Origin of the sequence: Bacillus amyloliquefaciens DSM 7 = ATCC 23350, assembly GCF_000196735.1 — a bacterium.
GTDB classification, from domain to species: Bacteria; Bacillota; Bacilli; order Bacillales; family Bacillaceae; genus Bacillus; species Bacillus amyloliquefaciens.
Genome location: NC_014551.1, coordinates 1,401,362 through 1,428,060 on the forward strand (window position 1 = coordinate 1,401,362; position 26,699 = coordinate 1,428,060).

The 26,699-nt window shown below is 46.4% G+C and carries 24 protein-coding genes and 3 riboswitches; of the genes, 13 read left to right on the forward strand and 11 right to left on the reverse strand.

Translation table 11 applies throughout. From position 1 onward, the window contains the following. The first annotated feature begins 3 nt into the window (after positions 1 to 3). Positions 4 to 477, forward strand: a complete 474-nt coding sequence (locus BAMF_RS27665) for a hypothetical protein (protein WP_013351995.1) — start codon at positions 4 to 6, stop codon at positions 475 to 477. A 4-nt stretch (positions 478 to 481) separates the two neighbouring features. Then, positions 482 to 1,609 carry a glycosyltransferase gene (locus BAMF_RS27670; RefSeq protein ID WP_013351996.1) on the forward strand — a complete coding sequence of 376 codons (1,128 nt, stop codon included), beginning with the start codon at positions 482 to 484 and terminating at the stop codon, positions 1,607 to 1,609. A 20-nt stretch (positions 1,610 to 1,629) separates the two neighbouring features. On the opposite strand, the gene BAMF_RS42015 is transcribed toward BAMF_RS27670, so the two are convergent. Both BAMF_RS42015 and BAMF_RS27680 read right to left on the reverse strand, forming a co-directional pair. After that, a complete protein-coding gene (locus BAMF_RS42015) occupies positions 1,630 to 3,498 on the reverse strand; it encodes a BclA C-terminal domain-containing protein (protein WP_013351997.1) in 1,869 nt (622 codons plus the stop codon). Positions 3,499 to 3,901: 403 nt separating this feature from the next. Beyond that, positions 3,902 to 5,086 carry an MFS transporter gene (locus BAMF_RS27680; RefSeq protein WP_013351998.1) on the reverse strand — a complete coding sequence of 395 codons (1,185 nt, stop codon included), beginning with the start codon at positions 5,084 to 5,086 and terminating at the stop codon, positions 3,902 to 3,904. Positions 5,087 to 5,167: 81 nt separating this feature from the next. Here BAMF_RS27680 and yeiL point away from each other — a divergent pair, with 81 nt between their 5' ends. Next, complete coding sequence (gene yeiL, locus BAMF_RS27685; RefSeq protein ID WP_013351999.1) at positions 5,168 to 5,839, forward strand: transcriptional regulator YeiL; 672 nt, start codon at positions 5,168 to 5,170, stop codon at positions 5,837 to 5,839. Between the two features lie 48 nt (positions 5,840 to 5,887). Here yeiL and metE read toward each other — a convergent pair whose 3' ends face one another. Continuing rightward, positions 5,888 to 8,176: a 5-methyltetrahydropteroyltriglutamate--homocysteine S-methyltransferase gene (metE, locus tag BAMF_RS27690; protein WP_014470481.1), complete on the reverse strand. Its 2,289-nt coding sequence runs from the start codon at positions 8,174 to 8,176 to the stop codon at positions 5,888 to 5,890. Positions 8,177 to 8,259: 83 nt separating this feature from the next. Then, positions 8,260 to 8,414: riboswitch (SAM riboswitch) on the reverse strand. A 140-nt stretch (positions 8,415 to 8,554) separates the two neighbouring features. Next, the gene (locus tag BAMF_RS27695; RefSeq protein ID WP_013352001.1) at positions 8,555 to 9,514 is read right to left on the reverse strand and encodes a S8 family peptidase; all 960 of its coding nucleotides are present in this window, start codon (positions 9,512 to 9,514) and stop codon (positions 8,555 to 8,557) included. 220 nt (positions 9,515 to 9,734) lie between these two features. On the opposite strand from BAMF_RS27695, the gene BAMF_RS27700 reads away from it, so the two are divergent. After that, positions 9,735 to 10,568, forward strand: a complete 834-nt coding sequence (locus BAMF_RS27700) for an STAS domain-containing protein (RefSeq protein WP_013352002.1) — start codon at positions 9,735 to 9,737, stop codon at positions 10,566 to 10,568. Positions 10,569 to 10,613: 45 nt separating this feature from the next. On the opposite strand, the gene BAMF_RS27705 is transcribed toward BAMF_RS27700, so the two are convergent. From BAMF_RS27705 to BAMF_RS27715, 3 genes are read right to left on the reverse strand one after another with little or no spacing between them, the layout of a single operon-like run. Next, on the reverse strand, positions 10,614 to 11,375 hold the full coding sequence (locus BAMF_RS27705; RefSeq protein ID WP_013352003.1) for an energy-coupling factor transporter transmembrane component T family protein: 762 nt from the start codon (positions 11,373 to 11,375) through the stop codon (positions 10,614 to 10,616). Further along, positions 11,350 to 12,987 carry an ABC transporter ATP-binding protein gene (locus tag BAMF_RS27710; RefSeq protein ID WP_013352004.1) on the reverse strand — a complete coding sequence of 546 codons (1,638 nt, stop codon included), beginning with the start codon at positions 12,985 to 12,987 and terminating at the stop codon, positions 11,350 to 11,352. The genes BAMF_RS27705 and BAMF_RS27710 overlap by 26 nt, the downstream gene beginning before the upstream one ends. Beyond that, positions 12,974 to 13,573 (reverse strand): ECF transporter S component, encoded by a 600-nt coding sequence (locus BAMF_RS27715; protein WP_013352005.1) that lies wholly within the window; start codon positions 13,571 to 13,573, stop codon positions 12,974 to 12,976. Before BAMF_RS27715 ends, BAMF_RS27710 begins: the two co-directional genes overlap by 14 nt. A gap of 181 nt (positions 13,574 to 13,754) precedes the next feature. Then, a riboswitch (TPP riboswitch) is annotated at positions 13,755 to 13,868 on the reverse strand. 160 nt (positions 13,869 to 14,028) lie between these two features. On the opposite strand from BAMF_RS27715, the gene BAMF_RS27720 reads away from it, so the two are divergent. From BAMF_RS27720 to mgtE, 3 genes are all read left to right on the forward strand, one after another. Then, complete coding sequence (locus BAMF_RS27720) at positions 14,029 to 15,291, forward strand: glycoside hydrolase family 18 protein (protein ID WP_013352006.1); 1,263 nt, start codon at positions 14,029 to 14,031, stop codon at positions 15,289 to 15,291. A gap of 90 nt (positions 15,292 to 15,381) precedes the next feature. Continuing rightward, positions 15,382 to 15,519, forward strand: a complete 138-nt coding sequence (locus tag BAMF_RS41250; protein WP_003154740.1) for a transcriptional regulator SplA domain-containing protein — start codon at positions 15,382 to 15,384, stop codon at positions 15,517 to 15,519. A gap of 106 nt (positions 15,520 to 15,625) precedes the next feature. Continuing rightward, positions 15,626 to 15,791: riboswitch (M-box (ykoK) riboswitch) on the forward strand. Positions 15,792 to 16,025: 234 nt separating this feature from the next. Next, positions 16,026 to 17,381 (forward strand): magnesium transporter, encoded by a 1,356-nt coding sequence (gene mgtE, locus BAMF_RS27725; protein WP_013352007.1) that lies wholly within the window; start codon positions 16,026 to 16,028, stop codon positions 17,379 to 17,381. Between the two features lie 36 nt (positions 17,382 to 17,417). On the opposite strand, the gene BAMF_RS27730 is transcribed toward mgtE, so the two are convergent. Beyond that, positions 17,418 to 17,750 (reverse strand): MerR family transcriptional regulator, encoded by a 333-nt coding sequence (locus tag BAMF_RS27730; protein WP_013352008.1) that lies wholly within the window; start codon positions 17,748 to 17,750, stop codon positions 17,418 to 17,420. Between the two features lie 192 nt (positions 17,751 to 17,942). Here BAMF_RS27730 and BAMF_RS41255 point away from each other — a divergent pair, with 192 nt between their 5' ends. The 4 genes from BAMF_RS41255 to BAMF_RS27745 all read left to right on the forward strand — a co-directional run bounded on the left by BAMF_RS41255 (position 17,943) and on the right by BAMF_RS27745 (position 19,708). Then, positions 17,943 to 18,098: a hypothetical protein gene (locus BAMF_RS41255; protein WP_013352009.1), complete on the forward strand. Its 156-nt coding sequence runs from the start codon at positions 17,943 to 17,945 to the stop codon at positions 18,096 to 18,098. A gap of 89 nt (positions 18,099 to 18,187) precedes the next feature. Continuing rightward, a complete protein-coding gene (gene fbpA / locus BAMF_RS27735) occupies positions 18,188 to 18,370 on the forward strand; it encodes a Fur-regulated basic protein FbpA (RefSeq protein WP_013352010.1) in 183 nt (60 codons plus the stop codon). 142 nt (positions 18,371 to 18,512) lie between these two features. Beyond that, positions 18,513 to 18,977, forward strand: coding sequence for a MarR family winged helix-turn-helix transcriptional regulator (locus BAMF_RS27740; RefSeq protein ID WP_013352011.1), 465 nt, complete (start codon positions 18,513 to 18,515; stop codon positions 18,975 to 18,977). 176 nt (positions 18,978 to 19,153) lie between these two features. Beyond that, the gene (locus tag BAMF_RS27745; RefSeq protein ID WP_013352012.1) at positions 19,154 to 19,708 is read left to right on the forward strand and encodes a YkoP family protein; all 555 of its coding nucleotides are present in this window, start codon (positions 19,154 to 19,156) and stop codon (positions 19,706 to 19,708) included. Positions 19,709 to 19,717: 9 nt separating this feature from the next. On the opposite strand, the gene BAMF_RS27750 is transcribed toward BAMF_RS27745, so the two are convergent. From BAMF_RS27750 to BAMF_RS27760, 3 genes are read right to left on the reverse strand one after another with little or no spacing between them, the layout of a single operon-like run. After that, positions 19,718 to 21,553 (reverse strand): DNA ligase D, encoded by a 1,836-nt coding sequence (locus tag BAMF_RS27750; protein ID WP_013352013.1) that lies wholly within the window; start codon positions 21,551 to 21,553, stop codon positions 19,718 to 19,720. Between the two features lie 2 nt (positions 21,554 to 21,555). Continuing rightward, the gene (gene ku, locus BAMF_RS27755; protein WP_013352014.1) at positions 21,556 to 22,437 is read right to left on the reverse strand and encodes a non-homologous end joining protein Ku; all 882 of its coding nucleotides are present in this window, start codon (positions 22,435 to 22,437) and stop codon (positions 21,556 to 21,558) included. Positions 22,438 to 22,497: 60 nt separating this feature from the next. Beyond that, the gene (locus BAMF_RS27760; protein WP_013352015.1) at positions 22,498 to 24,903 is read right to left on the reverse strand and encodes a bifunctional diguanylate cyclase/phosphodiesterase; all 2,406 of its coding nucleotides are present in this window, start codon (positions 24,901 to 24,903) and stop codon (positions 22,498 to 22,500) included. A 133-nt stretch (positions 24,904 to 25,036) separates the two neighbouring features. Here BAMF_RS27760 and BAMF_RS27765 point away from each other — a divergent pair, with 133 nt between their 5' ends. Continuing rightward, the gene (locus tag BAMF_RS27765; RefSeq protein WP_373419139.1) at positions 25,037 to 25,672 is read left to right on the forward strand and encodes a DedA family protein; all 636 of its coding nucleotides are present in this window, start codon (positions 25,037 to 25,039) and stop codon (positions 25,670 to 25,672) included. Positions 25,673 to 25,916: 244 nt separating this feature from the next. Further along, a complete protein-coding gene (locus BAMF_RS27770) occupies positions 25,917 to 26,699 on the forward strand; it encodes a TerC family protein (RefSeq protein WP_013352017.1) in 783 nt (260 codons plus the stop codon).

Genomic DNA, 26,699 nt, shown 5'->3' on the forward strand with positions numbered 1-26,699 from the left:
CATATGCCGTATCCAAGCATCGCAAAAGCGAAACAGACATCTTTTGAAGCCATGCATTGTCTCACGATTGCGCTGTTAAATATATTATCTGTGACCGTTGATAAAAGAAGGGGTTCAAATTACAAGGAAGAAATCAGGCTGTTCTCCGCATTGTGCCGCTGGCAGATGGAAACAGGCGGGCGGCTGTTTTTAATGATCAGCCTGGAAAGAGAGCAGGAGCGGATGTATGAGCGGCACTTTCATGAAATGAAAACAGTGACAGAACGAACAAAAAAATTCATTTCTGAAAGCCCGCGCGAATTCCGGGCGCATCCCATTACGAAGCGGGCGGTCAGGCAGCTTCAGGAATGGCAGGAATGGAATACAGCTTCATCTGCCGAACCTGCCGTCAGATGGGTGAGACCTGTCATCGTAACGATGAACGGCACTCCTGAACGGCCTTGGTTCAATCGACAACTCCAAAAGCGGGAAAGGTGAGAAAATGAGCGGAAATGCTGAATGTAAACTGACGCTTTGCATGATTGTAAAAAACGAGGAGAGATATATCTCCCGCTGTTTATCAAGTGTACAAGATATTGCTGATGAGATTGTTATCGTAGACACCGGATCACAAGATAATACAAAAGATATCTGCAAAAGCTTTCAAGCCAGAGTGTTTGATTTAGAATGGGAGAATGATTTCGCAAAGGCGAGAAATTACGGTCTGCAGCATGCCGAAGGGGATTGGATTTTAATGCTTGACGCGGATGAAGAGCTCGATCAGGAGACGGGCCGCTTTTTAACTTCGCTGCTTCATGACGAATTACCGAGCCGGGGCCTTTTGAAGATTATCAATTATACGGGAAAACAGCTGGATGAAAATGAAGCCTTTGAAAGCATGCAGCCGAGACTGTTCCGCAATCATGAAGGCCTTTTGTATCAAGGCAGAATTCACGAAAATATCATGTCTTCCAATGAGGAAGAAAACAATACTTTTTTTACGCTTCCTTGTGTGATTCATCACTACGGCTATTTGGAGCAGGAAGAAAAGATCAAACAAAAACATAAACGGAATATCAGCATTTTAAATGAAGAGCTTTCAGAGGAAACTCCTGATCCGTGGCTTATTTATCATTTGGCAAGTGAATGTTACAGAATAAAAGACTATGAAAAAGCATTACATCTTGTAAACGGCTCAATTTTTCAATTTTTAAGTGAAAACCGAATGCCTCCGTCTCTCTTGTATAATTTAAAATATACAATATTGCTTGAGCTCAAACGGTATGAAGAAGCCGAGCAGGGGATTGAAAAGGTGCTCAGGCTTTATCCTGATTACAGTAATCTTCATTATTATAAAGGTCTTGTATTATATCATCTGGAGAAGTACAGAGCGGCAATCAAAGCATTTGAAAACGGGACACGGATTGAAGAGGAAAACCCTGATCACTTAATTTTAAAAGGAGCCGCCGATTTCAGAGCTTTTTATTATATGGCGAAATGTCATGCTGAATTAAACCATGATATGACGGCCATCGCTTACGCCAAAAAATCTGTGAAATCTAATCCTCAATATAAACCCGCACAAGAACTTCTGTCTCAATTAAAAAAGGATCAGCGGACAAACGCCTGATCCTTTTTTTGCATGTTCCATTAAGATAATCGAATGATGTTTAATGCTGCACCGACACTCCCTCCAAGCAATGTCGCCGCACCCAATAATCCGAACAGCTGGAGCTGGATGGTGCTGTCTGCTGCCAAAGTCACAATGAAGGAGTTATTGAAGTTTGCCAATGACGCGACCGGTGCAATAATTGAACTTGTAAATGGAGTGCCGTTAATCAAGACCCGTGAACTGACAAGCAGGCCGGCCGTTAAATTAATATGGTAGGAGATATAGTATCGTCCTGCCGGAGCAACGGTAAACACAGTATTTGCAGCATTAGCCGTAATATCTGCGGAAAGGTTTTGATCATTCGGCAAGGAAATGGTTGTGCCGCCGACAACAACTGCGACAATACCGCCGCCCGTAACGCCAGTAATCCCGGTCGGTCCAGTGGCTCCGGTAACGCCGGTGATCCCGGTCGGCCCGGAGCCTCCGGTAGCGCCAGTAAATCCAGTCGGTCCAGTGGCTCCGGTAACGCCAGTGCCTCCAGTCGGCCCGGTGGCTCCGGTAGCACCAGTGATTCCAGTCGGCCCAGTGTCACCAGTAACGCCAGTAATCCCGGTCGGTCCAGTGTCACCAGTAACGCCGGTGATTCCAGTTGGCCCGGTGGCTCCGGTAGCACCGGTGATTCCAGTCGGCCCGGTGACACCCGTAGCACCAGTGGCTCCGGTCGACCCAGTGTCACCAGTAACGCCGGTGACTCCAGTCGGTCCGGTGGCTCCAGCAGCACCAGTGATTCCGGTCGGCCCAGTGGTTCCGGTAACGCCAGTGCCTCCGGTCGGTCCAGTGGCTCCGGTAACGCCGGTGACTCCAGTCGGTCCGGTGGTTCCTGTAACACCAGTAATCCCGGTCGGCCCGGAGCCTCCGGTAGCACCAGCTGTTCCTGTCGCGGCTAAAAGTGTATAGTCAGCTGAAGCTCCAGGGGTTCCCGCCGGGCTGTTTACGTTTGCGACGTAAGAGCTGCCGTTGAACGTAACGGTCTGTCCGGCAGTATACGAAGGAGCGGCGAGGGGATCAAACGGCACGATGCCCTGCAGTCCGGCGCCGGTAACACCAGTTGGCCCGGTCGGCCCTGCGGCGGCAAGCAGTGTATAGTCCGGCGATATCCCGGGGATGCCTGAGGGGTTATCGATATTTACGACATAAGAAGCACCCTCATACAATACAACCTGCCCCGCCGTATAAAAAGGTGCAGCCGCAGGGTCAAAAGCTGTCAGTCCTGTCAATCCGGCTCCTGTAGCGCCCGTTGGTCCAGTCGGCCCGGTCGGCCCTGCGGCAGCTAAAAGCGTATAATCGGCAGACGTATCCGGAACCCCGGCAGGCGAAGCTGTGTTCACGACATAGGAGCTGCCGTTATACAGGACAACCTGCCCGGGTGTATAAGTAGGGGCAATTAACGGATTAAAAGCGATAATCCCTTGAAGACCCGCACCGGTGACCCCTGTCGGCCCGGTCGGCCCGGTTGGCCCCGTAGCTCCGGCCGGCCCGATTGCTCCAGTCGGGCCAGTGGGTCCGCCGGCTGGTCCCGTCGGTCCCGTAGCCCCTGTCGGCCCCGCCAGTGTAGGAATATTTGAGATACTGTCCAATTTTGAACCGAGAAGAAGCTCCTGTTTCATTAAGCTGTCAAGCGTATCACGGACGCTCTCGTTCAAGTTCAGAATATCCGCAAGACTTGACGGCGGCCCAGTTAAGCCGGGAATCGTTCCGAGCGCGTATTGGATTTTTTCCCCTTCCGCATTCAGAATATGTGCCATTCCCAGTTCTTCCATAGCAATTGCCGACAGAAGAAGATTAATGGTATCGTCTCTGGAAAGTGTAACGACAGGGGTGATATTCGGTAAATTAGGCTGTGACACAACGTCCCTCCTTATGAGTTGGTTGAAAATTTCTTCATTACGTACAAAGTTTCCCGAAAAAAAGCGTAAAGCAGTACGGTATCAATATATTCACTTGTTCTGTCCAAGTTTCTGAGCCGATTACTTTAATTAGACAATTGCAAACAAAAAAATAAACCTGCGCGCTTTGAGCAGGTTTTTCTAAGGGCACGGTTCACAGCTTGTGTAAATCACACAATCGTCAAGCTGATCTGTTTGAAGCGTCCGGCACGCATCCCGGATCGCTGCTTGATGTCCAATTGTTCACGCTCTCAACTCCAAGTGTGACCGCCCGTTTTAAAAATGAAGTATGCTGATTCATCCCATGTTCCTCCGAGTTGATCGAATGCAGGAAATTAGATCAAATATATACAGAAAGCTTTGGCTATATATCTTGTGCGTTTCCGATAAAAACTTTCTTTTTCATTTCCAGTTTCCTGTATAAAAGTGCAAGAAGCATAGAAGGGATCGTACAAACAATCATTCCGATAAAGGCATACCTAGGTTCGATTTCGTATAGAAAACCTCCGAAAATGGTAAATACCGCTGTGCTCCAGCTGAGCGCCAGCGCGGAATACATGCCTTGGGCTTTCGGGATTTGCGCAGGTGAAATATTCTTAATTAAGTATTTCATAAATGCATAGTGTCCCATCGCGAATGAACATGCATGCAGCGTCTGCGCAATACAGAAAATGATGACATGCGGGAAGGCAAATACCAGTATCCAGCGTACGGTTGCACCAAGCGCCGCCATGGCGAGCAAAGAGCCTGCCGAAAATTGATGAAAGCATCGGTCAGCGATTGCAAAGAAGATGATCTCCGCGATAACGGCGATGTTGATGATGATCCCTATTGCATATGCGGGTGCATGGATTTCTTGCAAAAAGAGATAACCGTAATTGTAGTAAGATGCATGTGCCGCCTGCAATAAGATGACGATTGCGAGCACCAGACCGAAATGTTTGACGCGAAATAAGGAAAGCATGCCCTCTTTTTTTGCGCGGTCTGTTTCCGGCCGTTTTGAAAGAACAGCAGGGGCATGCATAAAGCCGAGGCATACGAATATCAGAGTGCCTAAAAGCAGTGCCCATAAAATCACTTGATCCCCAAACATGCCTGTAAAGACGGACAGGATAATGCCGGCTGACACGAATCCGGCGGACCCCCACTGGCGGCTGGTCCCGTAATCCTTTAACTCGTTATGCTGTACAAGGACGCCGCAAGCGCTGTCTAAAGCAGGCATCAAAGCCGGGTAAAACACATGCAGTCCTAATGTGACAAGAAGCAGGCTTGGGAAAGAATCAGCCGGAATATAACATAAAAGTGCAAGAAACGTACCGATTCTGGCGCCATTCAGTAAGGCTTTGCTGCTGAATTTCCCTGATAAATAAGGAAAGAAAAGTAATGTGGAAATTCCTCTTGCTGTCAGGCCTAAGCTCATAATGAAACTGGCTTCGGATACGGAAATCCCTTTTATATGCACCATCCATCCCGTCCAATAGGGAAGGAAAACTCCCCATGTCATAAAAAAACTAAAAAAATGCAGACTCATCCAGCGATATGCGTTCATTCCCGTTCCTCCTTTAATTGGCATGTTATCATGTAAAGACGTAAAGACAATATGAGATATCTCATATTTTTGGGGTGGAAGATGGAAATTTATAAAGGTGAGAAAAAGCGGCACCACTTAGAAAAACACTCAATCGCGCATTTATTTTCTTTTCCGGCGGAAGAGTATATGGAAGTGCGCGAATATCAGCGGGATGAATGGATGATTCAAGAGGGCATGAGGCCGGATTTCCTGTTTTACGTGATTGAAGGAAAAGCGAAAATATATGTAACCCATCAAAACGGGAAAGTATCGTTAATTAATTTTATCAACAAAAATGATTATATCGGAGAAATGGAACTATTACATGAAGTGTATTACACAAAAGGAATTCAGGCCTCAGCGAAGACTGTTTGTTTTGCTCTGCCGATTGACCGCTGCCGCACGCAATTGCTTCAGGATGCGAAATTCCTGCGTGAATTGGCTAAGTTTTTAAGTATAAAGGCGACACTTATGGCTTCAAAGTATTCACAAAGTCTGGCGTTCCCGCTTGAAAACCGGCTTGCCGATTTTATTTTGCAAACGGCTTATGAAGGATTTTATAAAGAGAAGCACATAACGGTTTGTGATTATTTAGGTGTATCTTACCGTCATCTTTTACATGTACTGACGCAATTCTGCCAAAAAGGGTATTTGCAGAAAGAAGGGCGGGGCTATCAAATTAAGCGGCATGATTCGCTGTATGAACTTGCAGAGGCGCTGAAAAATAAGTAACGAGGCAAAAAAAACAGCCATCCGCAAATCAGGGATGGCTGTTTTTTATTATACAAGCTGAGCTTGTTTTTTTCGTGCCTGTTTCGCAGCGTCGACCATATTTTTCAATGCCGCAACGGTTTCTTCCTGCTGTCTTGTTTTCAGTCCGCAGTCCGGGTTTACCCAGAAGCGGTCTGTAGGACACACTTCAAGCGCGTCATCGATAATTTGATAGATTTCTTCAGTAGCCGGCACACGCGGGCTGTGAATGTCGTATACACCGAGTCCGAGGCCTTTTACGTATGGATGTTCTTTCAGGTACTCTAAAAATCCTCCGTGGCTTCTGCTGTGTTCGATTGTAATGACATCCGCGTCAAGATCATTGATCGTATCTACGATATCTTCAAAGTTGCTGTAACACATATGCGTATGAATCTGCGTCTCATTTTTCACAGAAGACGTCGTTAATCGGAATGCTTCTGCGGCCCAAGTTAAATATTCATCCCAATCCTGCGTTTTTAACGGCAGCCCTTCGCGGAGCGCAGGTTCATCGACTTGGATAATCTGAATACCTGCATCTTCAAGCGCTTTAACTTCTTTTCTGAGGGCAAGCCCGATCTGGAAGGCGATTTCTTTTCTTGAAATATCCACGCGCGGGAATGACCAGTTTAAAATGGTGACAGGTCCAGTCAGCATGCCTTTCATATGCTTTTCCGTCAGCGATTGGGCGTAGAGCGTATCTTTTACCGTCATCGGTTCGATAAATTCGACATCTCCGAAAATGACAGGCGGACGTACGCAGCGTGAACCGTAAGACTGCACCCATGCATATTTCGTAAAGGCGAATCCGGCCAGTTTTTCACCGAAGTATTCTACCATGTCCGTCCGTTCAAATTCTCCGTGAACGAGCACATCTAACCCGATTTCTTCCTGAATGTCAACCCAGCGCTTCGTTTCCGCATTAATAAAGGCTTGGTATTGTTCGTCCGTCCACTCTTTTTTTCGCCATTTTTGGCGTGCGCTCCGCACTTCAGCAGATTGAGGGAAGCTTCCGATTGTCGTCGTCGGCAGAAGGGGAAGACCGAGTGATTCATTTTGCAGCGCCAATCGTTCCTCAAAGCTTGCAGGACGGGAGAAATCTTTTTCCGTCAGCTGATTCAGTTCTTCTTTTTGAGCTGAGTTCGCCCCTGTTGCGAAAGCTTTCAGTGCTTTCAGTGCCGCTTTGGACTCTTCGATCTGCGCACTGACGGCCGCTTTGCCGGACAGGAGGCCTTCTTTTAAGACACCGAGTTCCGCCAACTTTTCTTTAGCGTATGACAGGCCGTTCAGCAGATCTTTTTCAAGATGTTCGTCAGGGTGTTTTGCCACCGGGACGTGCAGAAGGCTGCTTGAAGGCTGAATCCATAATTCCTCTATGTCAGCGTGGCTGAGGATATCAAGAGTCGCATCAAGGCGTTCTTCAGCATCGATTTTCCAAATATTGCGGCCGTCAATCACACCCGCTGCCAGCACTTTATCTTTCGGGAAGCCGTGTTTTTTCAATTGCTCCAGGTTTCTGCCTTTATCATGCACGAAATCAAGCCCGATTCCCTGTACAGGATAAGAAACAAGTTCTTCATACGCATCGACCGAATCAAAGTATGTCTGTAAAAGGACGTTCAGCCCTGAAAGCTCTTTTGTGATCGATTCATAGAGTTCTTTTGCGGCGCGGACATCTTCAGAAGAAGCTGTCACAAGGGCTGGCTCATCAATCTGAACCCATTTGACGCCTTCTGCTTCAAGCTCTTTCAGCAGCTGAACATAAAGAGGGACAAGGCGCTTTTGAATCGCTTTTGCTTCTGATTCTTCGTAACCTTTCGCAAGCGTGACAAATGTGTACGGACCGACAATGACGGGTTTCGTTTCCACTCCGAATTCTTCTTTGATCCGGCGGTAGTCGTCAAGCTGTTTGTTTCTCGTCAGACGGAATTCAATGCTTTCGTCATATTCAGGAACGATGTAATGGTAGTTGGTATTAAACCATTTCGTCATTTCACTGGAAACGGCGTCTTTTACACCGCGGGCAATCGCGAAATATGTATCAATGGGGTCCGTAATGCTGCGGAATCTTTTCGGAATCCAGTTAAAGCTGACGGCTGTATCGAGCACATGGTCATAATGGGTGAAATCAGAGACCGGCACAATATCAATATTTTGGTCAAGCTGTGTTTTGACAGCTGATAAGAATAAACCGTCAAGCTCTTTAAGAAACGTTTCTTTATCAGTTTTTCCTTTCCAATAAGCTTCAAGCGCTTTTTTCCATTCTCTGTTCAAGCCGATTCTCGGAAAACCAAGATTCGAAGTTTTAATAGTTGTCATTAAGTCTCCTCCTTTAAGTGAGATGTAACAAAAAAGCCTCTTTCTCATGAGAGAAAGAGGCTTTAACATCAAAATGTAAGCCTCTCTTATCTCTCAGATCACGTCTGATGGAATTAGCACCGTGCCTTAAGAGACAATCGTCTCGGCGCAAAAATCACGCGCCCCATTTCACAATGGAATTACGGTCGGTTGCTGTTGGGGTCAAAAGGCCAATCCCTCGCCCAACTCTCGATAAGAGAAAATATTTCAATTTTTTTGAAAAGTTACATCATTTGTTGGTTATCTTATCAGCTTATTCAGATCACTGTCAATAGAAAATCTCACATTTTAAAAAATTGATGATGTGACAAGCTGATCAATCATTATATGAGAAACATATCAGAAAGACAGCAGCTGTGCCTGTTCGGCTTTTTCCATCAGCACATCAGGCGCGTCTAAATACAGAAATCCGTTCCCGGCCAATGTTTTGGCGATATCCAAGGGAAGGGTCCGCCGCACAAGTTGGGCGTAAACTTCTGCCTCAGAAAGCGTCCGCTGAAACGAGGCCTGTTCAAGCCCTTTTATTAAGGCAAGCGCTCCGCTCACATGCGGGGCGGCCATCGAAGTGCCCGTCAGCTTCCCGTATTTATGGTTGGGAAGGGTGGAGAGAATGTTTTCGCCGGGAGCCACCAGGTCAATCTCTTTATTTGCGTTTGAAAATTCTGACGATTTTCGCGCGACTGAGACTGATCCGACGGCAATTACTTCGTTGTAAGCGGCCGGATACGACAGTTCCTCTGTCCGCTCGTCTCCGTCGCCTTCGTTTCCTGCTGCGCAAACGACCAGTACACCGCTTTTTACCGCATTTGTGACGGCTTCTTTCAGTTCAGGCACATCGCTCGGCCCGCCGAGTGACATAGAAATGATATCAGCCTTTTGTTCAACAGCGTAGTTGATGCCGTTAATGATCCATTCGTATTTTCCGCTGCCGTTTTGACCGCCGAGAACTTTCACGATTAAAAGGCTCGCTTCCGGCGCAACTCCCGAAATTCCGCCGTTTGAATCATTGGCGGCAATCGTTCCGGAAACATGTGTCCCGTGTCCGTTGTAATCGGAAAACGCGTCTTCTTTGCCTCCGTCATCATCGGTGAAGTTTTTCCCGCCGATAATCCGGTCTTTCAAATCAGGATGATTAACGTCACAGCCTGTGTCAAGCACTGCGATTTTAATATCCTTGCCTTTAAACCCTTTTGCCCACAATTCTGGCGCCTTAATCACTTTAATACCCTCAGGAAGCTCGTTCACATCCATGATTTGCTCATCCGTGACATAAGGAATCAACCGCATTTCACCATTCATAAAAAAGCCCTCCTTTTTTATGCTTGCGAGTGGATTCAAGGGTGTTGCTACTATTTTATGGCAGAGCCTGCCGCGCGGAAAGAGTCATTTGAAGCATTTTCATAAAAAAGGCGCAATCTATCGCACTAAAAAATTTCAAATAAATGGATAGTTTAACAGCTTTCATTTTGATTCATCACCCGGTAACGCTATAATTGGAAAATGGGAAAGGAGAAGAGGTATGAAGATAAGTGAAGCATTATACGACTATTTTTCAGGACAGGTTGATCAAATTGCGGAAGATTGGATCGAAACGATGGAAGATTCGGATCCGAATTCAATTTATTCTTTGACAAATCCCGTCATCAGAGAAGAACTGAAGGAGCAGGATAAAGAATTTTATCGGCATATTAATAACATGTATATCATGCCGGAAAAAGAATTTTTAGAAGAGTTCGAGCAGTGGGTGATTGAGCTTGCGAAAGACCAGAAGCATCTGGATACTCCCGTCCAGTACGTTGTCCGTGAATTCATGAGAAACCGGAGGCTGTATATCAGTTATTATGACGCGTTTGCCGATGAACATGAATCCGCGTTTGCTGAGGGAGAAAGGAAGAGATGGGAGGATTTAATTGTCCAAGTATTTGATTTTACAATATACAAGTTTGTCGATCATGCCGAGCATAATTCAAAAATGCAGCTGAATGCGCAAAGAGAAATGATTTTAGAGTTAAGCTCGCCGGTTATTACACTGAGCAAACGGACGGCGCTTCTGCCGCTTGTCGGAGATATTGACACGGAGCGCGCCAAATTCATTCTGGAAAATACGCTGAGCACATGTGCGGATCGGCTGATTGAGCATCTGTTAATTGACTTGTCAGGCGTAGTCGTTGTCGATACGATGGTGGCGCACCAGATTTTCAAATTAATTGAGGCGCTGAATCTGATCGGCGTTACGTCCACTTTATCCGGAATCAGGCCGGAAATTGCCCAAACCGCCGTACAGCTCGGTATTAATTTCTCAGATATTACGATCAAATCCAACCTCGCTCAGGCTCTTAATTACCATCAGTAACATACATAACAAAACAGGCTGCCGAATCACTCCGGCGGCCTGTTTTTATAAAAACAACAGTGAAACGAGACAGCTCGCGCCGAATAACAGAAGCACGAGCAGGAAAAAGAACCAATCGGCGCGGCGCACAGTAACCGTTCTGTAAAATGTGCGGTTTCGGCTGCCCGTAAAGCCTTTAGACTCCATCGCGATCGCTGTTCGTTCCGCCTTTCTGATTGCGCCTGCCAAAAGCGGAATGGTGAAGCGTCTGAAGGCGGAGATCTTTCCTTTCAGCCCGGAATCAGACGCCGCGCCTCTGATTCTGTGCGCCTGCCGGATGATCAGGATTTCATCTTTCAGAAGAGGGAGAAACCGGAACCCGGCGATAACGCCGTAGGCAAGCTTCGGCGGGAGCTTACACTGCTGAATCAGACTGAGCATAAACAGAATCGGATCGGTTGTGAAAAGAAACATCATCGACAAAGCGGAAAAACATAAAATACGAAACGCGATAGAAATCCCGAGCGCCGCGTTGGCACTGTTGACGGCAATCGGCCCGAGCTTAAACAGCAGATTGCTTCCGGTTGTCGGGACGTTTCCGAATACGGCGGCGGTCCATAAAGAACCAAAGGCAAGAATGACAAACGGAATCGTAAACAGCAGCCATTTTTTCAGCGGCACGCTTCCCGCCAAGAGGACGCCTCCCGCAATGATGATATAAAACACAGCTGGGGTGTACGGATTATAAATAAACGACAGCATAACCACGCATAACAAAACAGCCGCCGCCTTAATGGACGGGTTAACAGCTTCCAGCCGCACGTTCATTTCTCCGCCTCCTGTCCTGTTTCATCCATTCATACCGCAGCGGCAAAGCTAAATGCGCCCGCTCCGCGGTTCCGATATGATCAGTAAACAAAGAATCGGGAGTTCCGCGGTATACCAGCTTCGTGCCGCAGAGCACAAGGATCGTGTCCGCATAATCTGAGACGAGCTCCATATCATGTGTCACCATCAAAACAGCCGTTCCTTCCTTTTGAATCTCCCGCAGCATCAGCATACACTCACGCGCCGTTTTTGCGTCCTGCCCGAAAGTCGGTTCATCAAGCAGCAAAACTTTCACATTGTGCATAAGCATCGTCGCGACGCTGAGCCTGCGTTTTTGTCCTTGGCTTAAAGAAAACGGATGCTGTGAGGCATGGCGTCTCAGGCCGAACCGGGTTAACAGCTGAAGAGCTTTCTCCTTTGCGGCATTGCCGTCTTCAAAGCCGAACAGCAGCTCGTTAATAACAGAATCTGTGACAAACTGGTGTTCAGGGTTTTGGAAAACATATCCCATCAGGCGCCGAAGCTCTTTTTCTGAATAGGAATCTATCGGTCTGCCGTCTATTTTGATGTCTCCGCTCACAGGACGGATGAGCTTGGCCGCGGCGGACAGGAGCGTGGACTTTCCTGTTCCGTTAGGGCCGGCAATCGCAGTAATTGACCCTTTTTTTACGGAAAAGCTCACATCCTGAAAAATGACATCCGTTCCTCTTTTGCATGACAGCCCGTGAACACTCAGTGCATCCTCTGCCGAAAGCGCGGCGGCCCGGGGGCAGGGAAGAGCCGGTACAGGTTTATGAAACAGGCTTTCTTTGCACAATGTAAAAGGAATGTTGACGTATTTCTGCAATGGGATTACCCGCGGAATCGGAATGCCGAGCCGCGTCAGCTCTTCAAGCTTTGTTTCAAAGACAGCGTCCGTCTCTCCGTCCATCACTATCTGACCGGTTTCGTCAAGGACAATCGTCCTGTCCATCCACGGAACCCAATGATCAAGCTGATGCTCGATTACGAGAAGGCCGAAGTTTCTTTTGGCTTGAAGTTCTTTGATCAGCCGCACAAATTCACGGACGGAATATGGATCAAGCTGTGCCGTCGGTTCGTCCAAAATAATGAGTTCCGGATCCATCGCAATGATACAGGCGAGCGCCACTTTTTGTTTTGAACCGCCTGACAGCGAGGCGATCGTTCGTGTTTTCAGATGAGTGATTTCTAATTTTTCCAAAACGTCATCAATGATGGTATCCATATCTTCTTTTGTATATTGCAAATTTTCCAGACCGAAGGCTATTTCATCTTCAACCGTCAGCATGCAAAACTGCTGATCGGGATCTTGAAACACTACGCCGATGGATGCAGCGGCGGGTCCTGCCAAGTTTGAAAGCGGTGTTCCGTTTAAGGAAACGGTTCCCGTTTGAACCGCATCACAGGCTTCCGGGTACAGGCCGTTTAAACAAAGGGCGAGCGAGCTTTTGCCGCATCCGCTCGGTCCGAGCAATAAAGCCCGCTCTCCTTTGCGGAGCTGAAATGACACGTTTTGAAAAATCGGCTTCTCATCCTCATCATAAGAAAAGGTGAGACGGCGGGCTGATAGAAGGGGTTCAAATGCCTGCATCTTGGTTCACCTGTTTCTTTTTCTTCTTCAATTCTTTTCCGAGCGCCATGCCGTTCAGCACTCCCGTGTAAGCCAGCGCATCACTGATTGCTTTGCCGAGAAGGCCGGCAAGAAGCGCGCCTGAGACCAAACGGATGAGAAGCATGACGGTTAATAAACCCGGGTTCAAAACAGAGTATCCGGAAACGAACAAATCATAAATGAAGCTCGTTACAGAAGATCCCATACCGGATAAAAGAAGCACAGGCAGGGTATAAATCCGCCAGCGTGTCGCTAAAAAGACCGCTTCCGCCCCGATTCCCTGTGCGATGCCGATCAGAATCACCATCGGTCCTGACGGATTTCCGAGTAAGCATTCCACAAACGCGGCGATGATTTCAGAAACGAGCGCCGCACCCGGTTTTTGAATAATGTACGCGGCAATCACCGAGACGATAAACCAAATGCCGTAAATCGGTTCGTAGCTCATCCGGCCGAAAAACCCTGCCGCTATATTGCTTGCATGAGTTGATAATAAATAAATGACAGCGAATACAACACTGATGACGGACATGACGACAATTTCTCTCATTTTCCAATTTTTCATTCTGATCTCCTGCTTTCTTATCGGATAGTCCTATGTATGAAAGAGTTGATTTTGTTACAGGCGGTTCATATTCCGTTTCATAATGCGGTGTCCTCCCCCGTTTTTTAATGAAAAATAAAAAACTGCATATCCGAGGGAATATGCAGCAGCAGAACGAAAACGCATGGAAAAGAACCCGCGCTCCGGTCAATCTGCACTTCCCCACGCTGGTATTATCCAGATCGGGTTATAAGGGATCAAAACACGCTTGCCGCATGTTTTATCTCAGCCGATAACAGCACCCCTAGTGCGTTTCCTATACAGTTTTTTATGATGACATCATCATAGTTGATCATGTCTGATTTGTAAACAGCCTTTCTCGAAAAGAGAGTTTGGAATCGGAACGGATGATCATTCATAAAGATAAGAAGAGTGTATATCACGCCCTTTTGATCAAAAGGAAACGGAGGACATCTATGTTTGTTCATACAGTGCAGTCTGGCGACTCGCTATTTTCCATCAGCAGAAAGTACGGATATCCTGTTGACAGCATCAGAAGCGTCAACGGGCTTGAGGAAACGAATATCGTTCCGGGGCAGGCGCTTTTGATCCCTCTTAATGAATATACGGTTCAGCCGAATGATACGTATGCCGTTATCGCAAGTAAGGCCTATGTGTCGCAGATGCAGCTGATGCAGGCAAACCCGGATATTCAGCCGAACCGGCTGCGGCCGGGTATGAAAGTGAAGATTCCTGATATATCTAACTATCTGGCAGGAACCCTGCAATTTTATGTCATTCGGACACCTGAAGCGGACAGAGAGTTAATCAATGATTTTGCGCCCTATTCATCAGCGATTTCTTTGTTTGAATATCATTTTGGCCCGAACGGAGATATCATTAATGATTTAAACGACAGAACCGCGATAGAAACCACATGGCAAAACAGAGTGCGGCCGCTTGCCGTCATCACGAATCTGACAGAAGGAGGATTCAGCCCGGAATTAGCTCATCAAGTCCTGCAAAACCCGACGGCGAGAACGAACCTCGTCAACAATATCGTCTATTTGACTGTAAGAAAGGGATACGGCGGTGTAAATATTGATTTTGAACGGGTCAGAGAAGCCGACCGGGATCTTTTTACCGGATTTCTCCGGCAGTTAAAAACCAGGCTCTCGGAGCACCAGCTCGCGTTAACGATATCGGTTCCGGCGAAAACAAGTGAAGCAGTGCCGTGGCTGAGGGGATATGATTACGGCGGAATCGGAGCTGTCGTCGATTATATGTTTATTATGGCATACGATTGGCACCACGCCGGCAGTGAGCCGGGAGCCGTGGCGCCTTTGACAGAGGTCAGAGACACCATCAATTTTGCCATCAGCAGGGTACCGAGAAGAAAAGTGATTCTCGGTGTTCCGCTGTACGGGTATGATTGGGTGATTCCGTACCGCCCCGGAACAGTCGGATCCGCCATCTCCAATCAGCGCGCCATGGAAACAGCCATGAAGCATCAATCAGTGATCCGTTATTCCCAGCAGGATCGTTCCCCTTATTTTCGGTATACTGATGAAAATGGGAGAACGCATGAAGTATGGTTTGAGGATGTGCGGAGCATGAGTGAAAAAATGGTTCTCGTGCGGCAGTACGGACTGCAGGCGATCGGTGCGTGGCAGTTAACGCTCGGCTTCAAACCGGGACCGTGGCTGCTGCGGAACTTTTTCACGATCCGAAAAATATAGCTGTATGTCCGCTTCACCTGGTGATTTTTTCTTTTCTATGATAACGGATCTTCTTTTGGACAATCTAAAGTTGAAAAGGAGGTCTGTCCCATGAAGAAAAGGGAAGAGCAGTATATCAACGAGGCTGAGTATGTACCGCACCCGACAAAAGAAGGGGAATACGCGCTCATGCTGCATGAATCATATCATTTCCTTTCAGAAGAAGATGAAAGCGATCTGCCGGAATAAGGGCTTTATGCCTTTATTCCATTTATTTTATAGGCATATGCTGAAATAACAAATTTAAGGTTGACACATTCCTTTTTTTTCTGTAATCTCAGTGTGTCAATTCAAATAAGAACTTCGTTAGGTGAGGCTCCTGTATGGAGATACGCTGCTGCCCAAAAATGTCCAAAGACGCCAATGGGTCAACAGGAATCATCGACATAAGGTGATTCTTAACGCAGCTGGATGGCCGTCCTATGCCATACAGTGCTAAAGCTCTACGATTGAAGGCCCCGCACGTTTATTTGCCGTGCTTGTTTTCGCCTTCATATCGGAAGGTTTTTTTTATGCCTCAAAACGTACATGACTGAGCATGATAAGGAGGTGCGGAGTATGGATTCTCCCCATTCGAGTATGTCAGAAGAAGTACCCATATACAGCCAGATAACCAATGACGACATGATGAGGAGACAAACCGCCGCACTTCCCTTGACGGACGGCGCGTCTCCGTAAAGGAGGTACGAGTCCCGATGGTCCAAAACATGACCTATGACGAACTCATATTACGCATTATCATTTTATTGCGGGACGGGAAAATTAAAGAATTCCGGAGCATGATAGATGAGCTTCAGCCCTATGATATGGCGTTTTTATTTAAAGAAATGCCGGAAAAGCACCGGGCCCGCTATCTGTCATATATGACGGTTGACGATATCACCGACATGATCGGAGAGCTTGAACGGGAATTTCAGCTTGCCGTTTTGCATAAAGTCGGTAAAACAAAAGCCACTCTCGCAATGAATAAAATGGATAACGACGATCTCGCCGCTTTGCTGGAAGAGATGGATGAAGAACTGAAAGAGCAGCTTTTATCCAGCATGGAAGCTGAGGAATCAAAGGCCGTACAGCTTTTGATGAACTATCCGCAAGAATCGGCGGGCCGGATGATGACGAACCGCTTCGTCTGGATTCCGCAGCATTATACAGTAAAAGATGCGGTCGTGAAGCTGAAAAGCTTTGCAGAAATCGCAGAATCAATAAACTATTTGTACGTGATTAATGACAGCAAGCAGCTTGTCGGGGTGCTTTCTTACAGAGATTTAATTCTCGGCGATCCTGAAGATAAGGTGCAGGATCTCATGTTTACGCGTGTCATCTCAGCCGGAGTGCTTCAGGATCAGGAAGAAGTCGCCCGGCTGATCCAGCGGTATGACTTCTTAGCCATACCCATCGTTGAAGAAAATAATGTGCTTGTTGGTATTGTCACTGTCGATGATATTATTGACGTCGTTATTAAAGAAGCCGATGAAGATTACGAAAAATTCGCCGCCTCCGGTAAGGCGATTACATTTGATACGAAAGCGTATGTTGCGGCGTACCGCCGCTTGCCGTGGCTCATTCTGCTTTTGTTTATCGGATTGATTTCCGGAAGCATCCTGAATTACTTTGAAGATACATTGCAAAAAGTAGTCGCCCTCGCATTTTTCATGCCGATGATCGCGGGAACGACGGGGAATACAGGTACGCAGTCACTCGCCGTCGTCATCAGGGGATTGGCTAAAGAAGAAATGAATAAAAAAACCATCTTTAAATTGATTTTCCGTGAATTAAGGGCCGGTATCTATATCGGCATCGTCTGTTCGATCGCGATCACGATTGTCGCATCCGTCTGGCAGAAAGACTTAACTCTCGGTTTTGTCGTCGGTTCATCGCTGCTTGCCACATTGATTATCGGTACGATGGCCGGAACGATCGTCCCTATTATTCTTCATAAACTGAACATTGACCCGGCGATTGCATCCGGGCCGCTGATTACGACGCTGAACGATATTTTGTCCTTATTAATTTATTTCGGCATTGCCACTGCATTTCTTCATGCTTTATAAAAAAAGGTCCGTCTCACAAGAGGCGGACTTTTTTTGTCAGCGGTTTTTATATTTAAAATGGGCATTAAGCTGTCCTTCCAGCATTTTTTTGCGGAGCTGCGGGTCGTTTTTGAGGGCCTGCTCTTTTTTTCGCATGTCTTTTAAAATCTCAGCCGTCTGTACGCCGTCTTCCCGCTTGTTTGCAATATCCATCAGCCGCTCAACGTCCGAAAAGGAATACTTTCTCGTTCCCCGCGATGAGCGCTGCGGGTAGATCAATTTCCGTTCTTCATAGTATCTGATCTGCCTGACTGACAATCCGGTTAATTCGCTTACAATGCCGATCGAGATTACTTTTTTATCTTTGTAAGATTGTTCGTCTGTCGTCATTTTTCCACCCCTGGATGTCTTTTACTCATATTATATAAGAAAAAAAGAGAAAAAACCTGACGCTTGTCAGGTTTTCTGACGTGAAATAGAAGATTTTAGAAAAAAAGCGTCAGAAAAATTAACAAGGTTAATGCATGGCTCTGTATCCCGTTTTATGCTTACTTTACAGATACAATGAGAGGAAGGATATGAATGGAGAAAGAAAAAGCGGTTTCGCTGGCAAAAGAAATCATTGAATTAGATAGGAAACGCGATGAAATGCTGGAGACGTTTATGCAGCTTGCCGGGGAACACGCTTTTCCGCTGCTCAGAGCCGTCCAGAACGGACTTTACCGAAAAACATCATAATTCCACACAAGTTTTACAATGGCTTCATACGTCATTGAAATAAAAGCGTTATTCTGATCATAGAATAACGGAAAACAAAGGAGGCCGTCATGAGTCATTTGCTTCAAAATGCACTGGACAGAGAGAGAAACCATTATTCCGAAAAGCTTCTTCAGATCGGAGTCTATACGAAAGAAATACTGAATTCCATGACAATCACAGAGCTGAGAAAGGAATATGCGTATTTTTTCCGGAACATTCCCTATAAAGAACGTAACCCTTATACAAATTAAATGATGTATAAGGGTATTTTTTTATATAAAAAAGAAGGAATTCTGAAAAACGGCACGAATAGAATATAAAACAGAGAACGACTCTTATGAATTGTAAGGGTTTACATTATTTTTTTATAAAAATCTTAAATACGGGGTAGATATGATGAGATTATCATTTAATGAAGAAGAAGTGATGCGTGCGATGAATTTGTACAAAGTTTTTGCAAGGGCTTTCAAGAGTGTGTCTGAACACAGCATCCGCGACAGTAAAGAACACGGTTTTAATCCGACTGAATTTGCCGTTTTGGAGCTGCTGTATACGAGAGGTCCGCAAAAGCTTCAGCAAATCGGCTCGCGTCTTTTGCTTGTCAGCGGAAATGTCACCTATGTCATCGACAAGCTCGAAAGAAACGGGTTTTTGGTCAGAGAACAAGACCCGAAGGACAAACGTTCTGTTTACGCCCATTTAACTGATAAAGGAAACGAGTATTTGGACAAAATTTATCCGATTCATTCATTGAGAATTGCGAGAGCGTTTTCAGGACTTATGCCTGATGAACAGGAACAGCTGATAGCCTTACTGAAAAAAGCGGGAATTCACAGCCAGCATTTGCTTTTCCGTTAAAAGAAAGCGGATACAACACTCTTCTTCAGGGAGAGTGTTTTTTTCTGTCCCGACGGTAGAGCCTGAAGCCGTTTTTGCATATGCTGATACAGGGCGGCATCATTATTTACCAATCATAATGTGATATGCCCCATGCCAAAATATGAAGGTGCTTTGAATATAAAGAAGGTGAACGTGTGAGAAGCTGTCTGCTGACTATATGGTACTTACTTGATCCGCTTTATTTTTTCTTTACCCGGCTGACGCTGATTGATAAACGGCAATCAAATGTATTCCGCGTCCGTTTGACAAGATATAAAGGAAAAGAAGTCGTCCTGAGCGACGGAACGAGAATTAAAAAAAATGACGTGTTAGTGAAGATTCATCTCCATAATGTCAAACTCCTGAAAGAGCTGCAGCCTATTGAAAGCGCGGTCAGAAGGGGGATTATGCTATATCAGAAAGTTTATCAATCCATGCCTCATTTAGCGGATTATATTAACCAGCATAAACGGAAAGACGAGATAAAAGGCGTCGTCGGCATTACAATGCTTCATAAAGGGGCGGCAAGACTCGGGTTTGATGTGATAACGCCGTCCAGCGGCTGCTACAGGCTGTTTAAGAAAGCTGCCCATATCCCGATTTTATATTTTACTGCGAAGCAGCTCACCCTCAAAAACATTCCTTATTCCTGTTATTTATTCATTTCCAAAGAAAAACTGATGTGCACGTATCAGACGGAAAAGAGCTGACGAAAAGCGTCAGCTCTTTCTCTTGATTTGCTCAAGCACGATTGAAAGCGGGCCGTCCTGCGGATTGCGGTAAAACTCATAAAACGGATCTCCCTCTGTTCTGACGCGATTCACGACTGTATCAATCGTATAATCATCAGGTGTTAAAGAGGAATTGACTTCGTTCCAATAAAGGGGGGCGGCAACCGTTCCCAATTCGTTGCCCCGGGTCGAATAGGGGGCGATAATCGTTTTTCCTTCAGCATGCTGCAAATAATCAAGGTAGAGCCTGCCGTTTCGGTTTTTGATAAACCGCTCTGTCGTAAATAGATCCGGGCGCGTCCGGACGCAATAATCAGCAATGAGCATTGTGAACGCGCGGGTCTCTTCGTAGGTGAATGCTTCCGGTGAAAGCGGGATGTAGAGCTGAATGCCTTTATTTCCGGAAAGCTTCGGAAATGATGTAATGCTGAATGAGTCAAACAGCTCTTTCAGCACATGCGCCGCCTCCACAGCCATAGGGAAATCATTCCTTGACGGCGGATCAAGGTCAATGACGATTTCTGCGGGCCTTTTAGAATGGACTGTCTGAAAAGGAACGTGAAATTCCAGCGCCAGCTGATTGGCCAGCCATAAAAGAGACGGTATGCTGTTGCACACGATGTGCTCATGGCTTCCGTCAAACACGCTTGAGACAAAGTCCGGCGTGTAGTCCGGCTTGTTTTTTTGAAAAAAAGACTCGCCCGGCGCCCCGTGTGGATATCGGATTACTGTGACAGCCCGGTCTTTAAGAAAGGGCAAAAGAACATCGCTCATCTTCACCATATAACAAAGGAAATCTTCTTTCGTTTTTTCACGCTTCTTAAAAACGACCTTATCCAGGCTTGTGAACTGCAGCTCTGGTGGCAGCGTTTTAGATCGGAGGATTAGCTGCTGATAAGTGCATTCAGTCCAATCCATCCCAAACTGAAAGGAAACAAAAGATACTTCGCGCAGGGTGTCCTGCAATATGGTTAAATATTGCACGGTCATGCAGATGGAGGGCTCTAGTGAATACTCGCCGTTTTTCAGTTTTTTTCCGTGGGTCTCCATAATGGTTCTGACGGCGTTTTTTTCCTCAGCCTGCATGCCGTGGGAAACGGATGCGACAGGAACGGCGGTGCCGTCTTTTAAAACCGAGGCCGTCACATACCCGTTTTTCGGATTGAATCCGGTTAACAGCACATGTGCCGTTTTCATATGTTTGTACTTCTGCCAGTCGGGAGACCGTTTATTTTCCGCCCAGCCGCTCGATACCCTTTTTGCTACTATGCCTTCTCCGTCATACCGGACGACCTTGTCCCAGAGCGCTTCAAAGTCAGTGTGCTCCGGAATGTATTGAATCGCTTCTTCCGCTAAGTGACGGGGGCTTAAAGGAAGATTTGCTTCTTCAAACAGTTTGAAAAGGGCGTGCTTCCGTTTCACATAGGGCAATGAGACTGTCGCGGCGCCTTTCAGAACCAAGAGATCAAATGCCAGAAAGCGGCACGGCCGTTTATTGGCGATATTTTCAATGGCTTCCGCCCGTTTTAAACGTCCGCGGATTTGAATGTGCTCAAAGTCCGCTCTGTACGGATTCACTAAATAAACAAGCTCACCGTCAAGCGTAATGGGGAACCTGTCTTTCATGTGCTGAAAACACAGGACGGCAAAGGCTGTGATTTCCGGAAATTGATTCGTCAGCGTCTGGCCGTTTCTGCTGGTTAATGTGACACCGCTTTCGTCTATGCGGAGAAGACAGCGGAATCCGTCATACTTTACCTCATAGCGCCACTCACTGCCTGTGGGCGGTGCAGAGGTCAGAATCGGCTGCATCGTCAGCACCATAATTAAGACGTTCCGGCTTTTTGTCTGGTCGTTTTCCGTTTTTTCCCTTCGCCGCCTGCGGACGCAGTGTCTTTTGTCCGCACCGGTGCAGCCTGCTCGCGATTCGGCCGCTTCGTCCGGTCAATGCTCGCCTGCAGGGCGCTGACAAGGTCAATGACATCTTCGCGCGGACCGGGAGCAGCCGGTGTCACGCCTGCTTCTTCATGTTCGAGCTTATCATTAATTTTGGCGAGGAGGGCTTTCCGGTATGTGTCTTCGTATTGCTCTGGGTCAAACTCGGTTGTCAGCTCGTTTATTAACGTAATCGCCGTCTGCAATTCTTTTTCATTCACGGCCGTCTGCTCGGGAACTCCCGGCACATGTCCGGCGTTTCTGACTTCATCCGGATAATGAATGGACTCCATCACGATACAGTTGTCATACACGCGAAGAATCGCAAGCTGCTGCTTAGAACGGATCGTAATAGAGGCAATCCCGATTTTACCTGTCGTCCTCAGCGCTTCCCGCAAAAGTGTATAGGCTTTTGTGCCGTTATCTCCCGGCCCGACATAATAAGACCGGTTAAAATAAATCGGATCAATTTCTTGCAGCTGGACAAAGTCAACAATTTCAACCGCTTTCTCTTCATGTTCCTGTTTTACGTCTTTCAGGTCCTCGTCTGTCAAAATGACGTATTTTCCCTTTACATACTCATAGCCTTTAACGATTTCACCAGGCTCCAGACTCTTTTCACATCCGGTACAGATTTTTTCGTATTTAATCGGCGCATGGTCTTCTTTATGAAGACTGCGGAATTTTATATCTTTATCTTCAGTGGCCGCAAAGAGCTTGACCGGGATATTGACGAGGCCGAAGCTGATCGAACCCTTCCACATCGTGTGCATGAATAAAAACTCCTTTTTGTCTTTATTGTGGATAAACGGGTCCGTTCCATGTGTAGCAACTTATGGGTGGCGCGGCGCTTCATGGAGCAGCTCTTCAATCTCCTCAGGCGGCAATGGCCTGCTGAAATAGAATCCTTGAAGAAAATCGTACCCTTTTTCATCTAAAAGCTTTTTTTGCATCGCCGTTTCAACCCCTTCAGCAACGACTAAAAGAGAAAGCTGATGTCCCATGGCAATTATTGCGCCTGTGATCTGCGCGGATTTAGGATGCAGCTGGAGATCATCTATAAATGATTTATCGATTTTCAATCTATGAATCGGAAAGTCCTTTAGGTAACTGAGAGAACTATGGCCCGTCCCGAAATCATCAATACTTACACTGATTCCCAGCTCAGTTAGCGCCGTTAGCACTTTTTTGCTGTGCTCGCGGTCTTCCATCGTCATGCTTTCGGTCACTTCTGCTTCAAGCAGTGCGGGAGGAAGCTTGTAATGGGTAAGTGTTTTCTGAATAAACGGGACAAGTTCTTCCGACTGAAATTGTTTAGCCGAAATATTAATGGCGACAGGAAGATGGTAACCTTTTTCGTGCCATTCCTTCGCCTGCCGGCACGCCTCGGTAATGATCCATTTGCCGAGGTCGATAATCAGGCCGGTTTCTTCGGCGGCCTGTATAAAGTCTCCGGGGTTCTGCAGTTTTCCATCTGCGCCGGCAACTCTCAGAAGCGCTTCAACTCCTGTTATGAGCTGATCGGCGGAGCTGTATTGAGGCTGATAATGAAGGACAAACCTTTTTTTCTCAATTGCTTCTCTCAATTCCATCTCAATCCGGAGCTTTTTCGCTTCTTTTTCTCCGATTTGGGCAGAGTAATATTTGTATTTGCTTTTGTTTCGGTCTTTGCTGGCGTACATCGCCATATCGGCTTTTTTCATCAGTTCCATCCCGTCCGACCCGTCTTTTGGAGAGACGGCGATGCCGATGCTGACGGAGGTGATCAGCTCATGCTCCTGAACGATAAACGGTTTTTCGAACTGCATGATGATCTGTTTTGCTAAATCATCAATGTCATCGTCCTCAGACCGGGCATCCGTTAAAATAATAATAAATTCATCGCCGCCAAGACGGGCGATAAAACCATTATCCGGGATGATGGAAGAAAGTCTTTCAGCCGCTGATTGAAGAAGTCTGTCTCCGACATTGTGCCCGAGAGCATCATTAATAACTTTAAACCGATTTAAATCGAGAAAGAACACAACGGTCAAATGCCCATGCGAATGTTTCTTTTCCAGAACTTCCGTCAATCGCTGAACGGCATGGCGGCGGTTCGGAAGGTCGGTCAAAGAATCATAATGCGCCATGCGGTGAATTTCCTTCTCGGCTTGCCGCTGTTTGGTCATGTCTTTACAGATGACATATACACTGTCCAGTCCGTTATCGACCAAAACAGGAATAAAGGTAACATTAATATAAAATAAACCGATATCTGTCTTCAGATCAGCATCAAAATGCAGTGCCTGCTGTTCTTTTTTTACCTGTTTGAAATAGGTCTTCAGCGGACTGCTGATATGTCTGCGCCAATTTTGGCTGTCCAGTCCGAAACTGTGTATCATCTCGGCCCCTGCTTCATTAGAGTAAAGAATTTTACCACTAGGAGAAAGGATGAAAATGGGGTCAATGTTATGTTTAATTAATGATTGAAACCGCTGTTCATGATCCTTCATACGTTCATCGTGGCGGAAAAACTGACGATCGAAATGTGAGCTGAAAAACAATAACATCTGAAAACAAAAGATAATCAGCGTAATAAAAACAGACAAATGAAACGAATGAATTTCCATATCGCTGCTAGGCCTTCGCGTGTCTGCATAAAATGACGCTGCCATCATACCTGTATAATGCATCCCCGAGACGGCCGCGCCCATGAAAACAGAACTGATGATTTTTTGAAAAGTCAAATGTTCTGTCGGTTTCTTCACTGCTAAACCGAAAAATACTTTCAGCGAAACGAAAGAAGCGGCAATGGCAATCAAAATAGAGAAACAGAATAAAAAAGGATTATACATAATCATTACCCGGGAAATGGCCGACATTCCCATGTAATGCATAAGTGAAATTCCCGCTCCCATAAAAACAGATCCGGTAATCAGCCGGTTGAGTGTTAAGATTCTTCGGCTGACGATATATAAAGCCGCGAAAGACCCGGAAATCGCGGCGCCTAAAGAAGAGACCATCGGTACGGCTTCATAATTCATATGCATGTTCACATAAACGGCGAGCATCCCGACAAAATGCGTTGACCATATGCCGAAACCCATGATAACTGAACCGGCGATCAGCCACAGTTTACTGCGAATCCCCGTTTTCAGCGTTACTTTTCTGGAGATTTCAAGTGAAGTAAACGCCGCCAGACAAGCAATCAGAATGGATAACCCGACAAGCGGAAGATTGTAATATACATGTAATTCCAAAGATGATTCCTCCTACTAAACCGTGAAACAACTTACATTTATATCGGCATGTCTAAAAAATATTTCAGCTTCAAGATTTTGTGTTAAAATCATTCTTAAGTTTCGGAATATAGACTTATGTCGGGAGTGATACATCATCGAAGGTTTTATCATATCAATAATAGAGGCGTTTAAAAGCTTATCCTACACAGGAATTTTTTTGGCGCTCAGTATAGAATTCATTCCCGCGGAAATTGTTCTTCCGCTTGCGGGCTACTGGGTGTCAAAAGGGGATATGACGCTTGCCGGAGCCGTGTTTGCCGGCTCGCTCGGCGGTGTTTCAGGCCCGCTTGTTTTATATGGAATCGGCAGGCTGGGCGGTCGGCCGTTTTTGCTGAAGTACGGAAAGTATATATGGATCAAACCCGAAACCCTGCAGAAATCAGACGATTTCTTTCAGAAGCACGGAGGTTTGGTAGCGTTCAGCGGCCGTTTTATACCGGGGATCAGGACGCTGATTTCTTTGCCGTGCGGCATTGCGAAGATGAATGTCTGGGTGTTCTCCCTTTATACATATGCAGCGATGCTTCCGATTACGTTTGCTTACGTATACCTCGGAATGAAACTCGGGGAAAATTGGAAAAACGTCGGGTCCATTCTTGATCAATATATGCTCCCGCTGGGTATATTCATTGCGGTGCTTCTCGTCTCTTATATCGTTTTAAAGAGAAGAAAGCAGCGGGTCAAAACAGAAAATATTTCTCAATTTGTTAAAAAAGTTAAGCGTTGACAAATGAAGAAACAGGCTTTATCATGAGCGTATAAACAAATATTTCTTGAAATCCCAAAGGGGAGTAGCGTCCGGATCTTCCGGAAACAAAGTCGTCAATTCATGGATCATATCCATCGGCTTTGTTGGCATGCCAATGATTCATGTCTAGCAAGACCTTTGCCTTATATCGGCAAAGGTCTTTTTTGCGTAAAAAAACCGCCGGTATAAGCTCGGATGACAGAAAAGAGACGGAGGGATTGGATTGGACTTATCATTATTATTGGAGTATGGATGGGTTCTTCTCGTTTTAATCGGGCTGGAAGGGATTTTAGCGGCGGATAACGCGCTGGTGATGGCTGTGATGGTGAAGCATCTCCCGGAAAAACAAAGGAAGAAGGCTTTATTTTACGGTTTGGCGGGGGCTTTTATTTTACGTTTCGGGTCGCTGTTCGCTATTTCTTTCTTGGTGAATGTTTGGCAGGTTCAGGCCGTCGGCGCCCTATATTTGTTTTACATCGCAGTCAGCCATTTGCTGAAGCGGTATGTATTCAAACATAACACAGGGCAGAAGAAACAGAAAGAAAGCGGTTTTTGGCAGACTGTATTGAAAGTGGAGCTGGCGGACATTGCTTTTGCCGTTGATTCCATTTTAGCGGCGGTCGCGCTTGCAGTAACGCTTCCGGGAACACCGCTTCCTGCCATCGGCGGCTTGGACGGCGGTCAGTTTCTCGTCATTTTAGCCGGCGGCGTTATTGGTTTAATCATTATGCGCTTCGCGGCATCAATGTTCGTTTCTTTATTAAAAACGAGGCCGGGCCTTGAAACGGCGGCATTTGTTATTGTCGGGTGGGTAGGCGTGAAACTCGCTCTTTATACTCTGGCCCATGAGGAACTCGGCATAGTTCCAGCAGATGTGATCCATTCGGCGGCCTGGAAAATGATTTTCTGGGCGGTTCTGGCAGCCATTGCGGTATGCGGATGGTTTATGTCAGGAGCAAAACAAATAGAGACGGATGCGGCATCCGCAGAAAGAGAACACGCATAA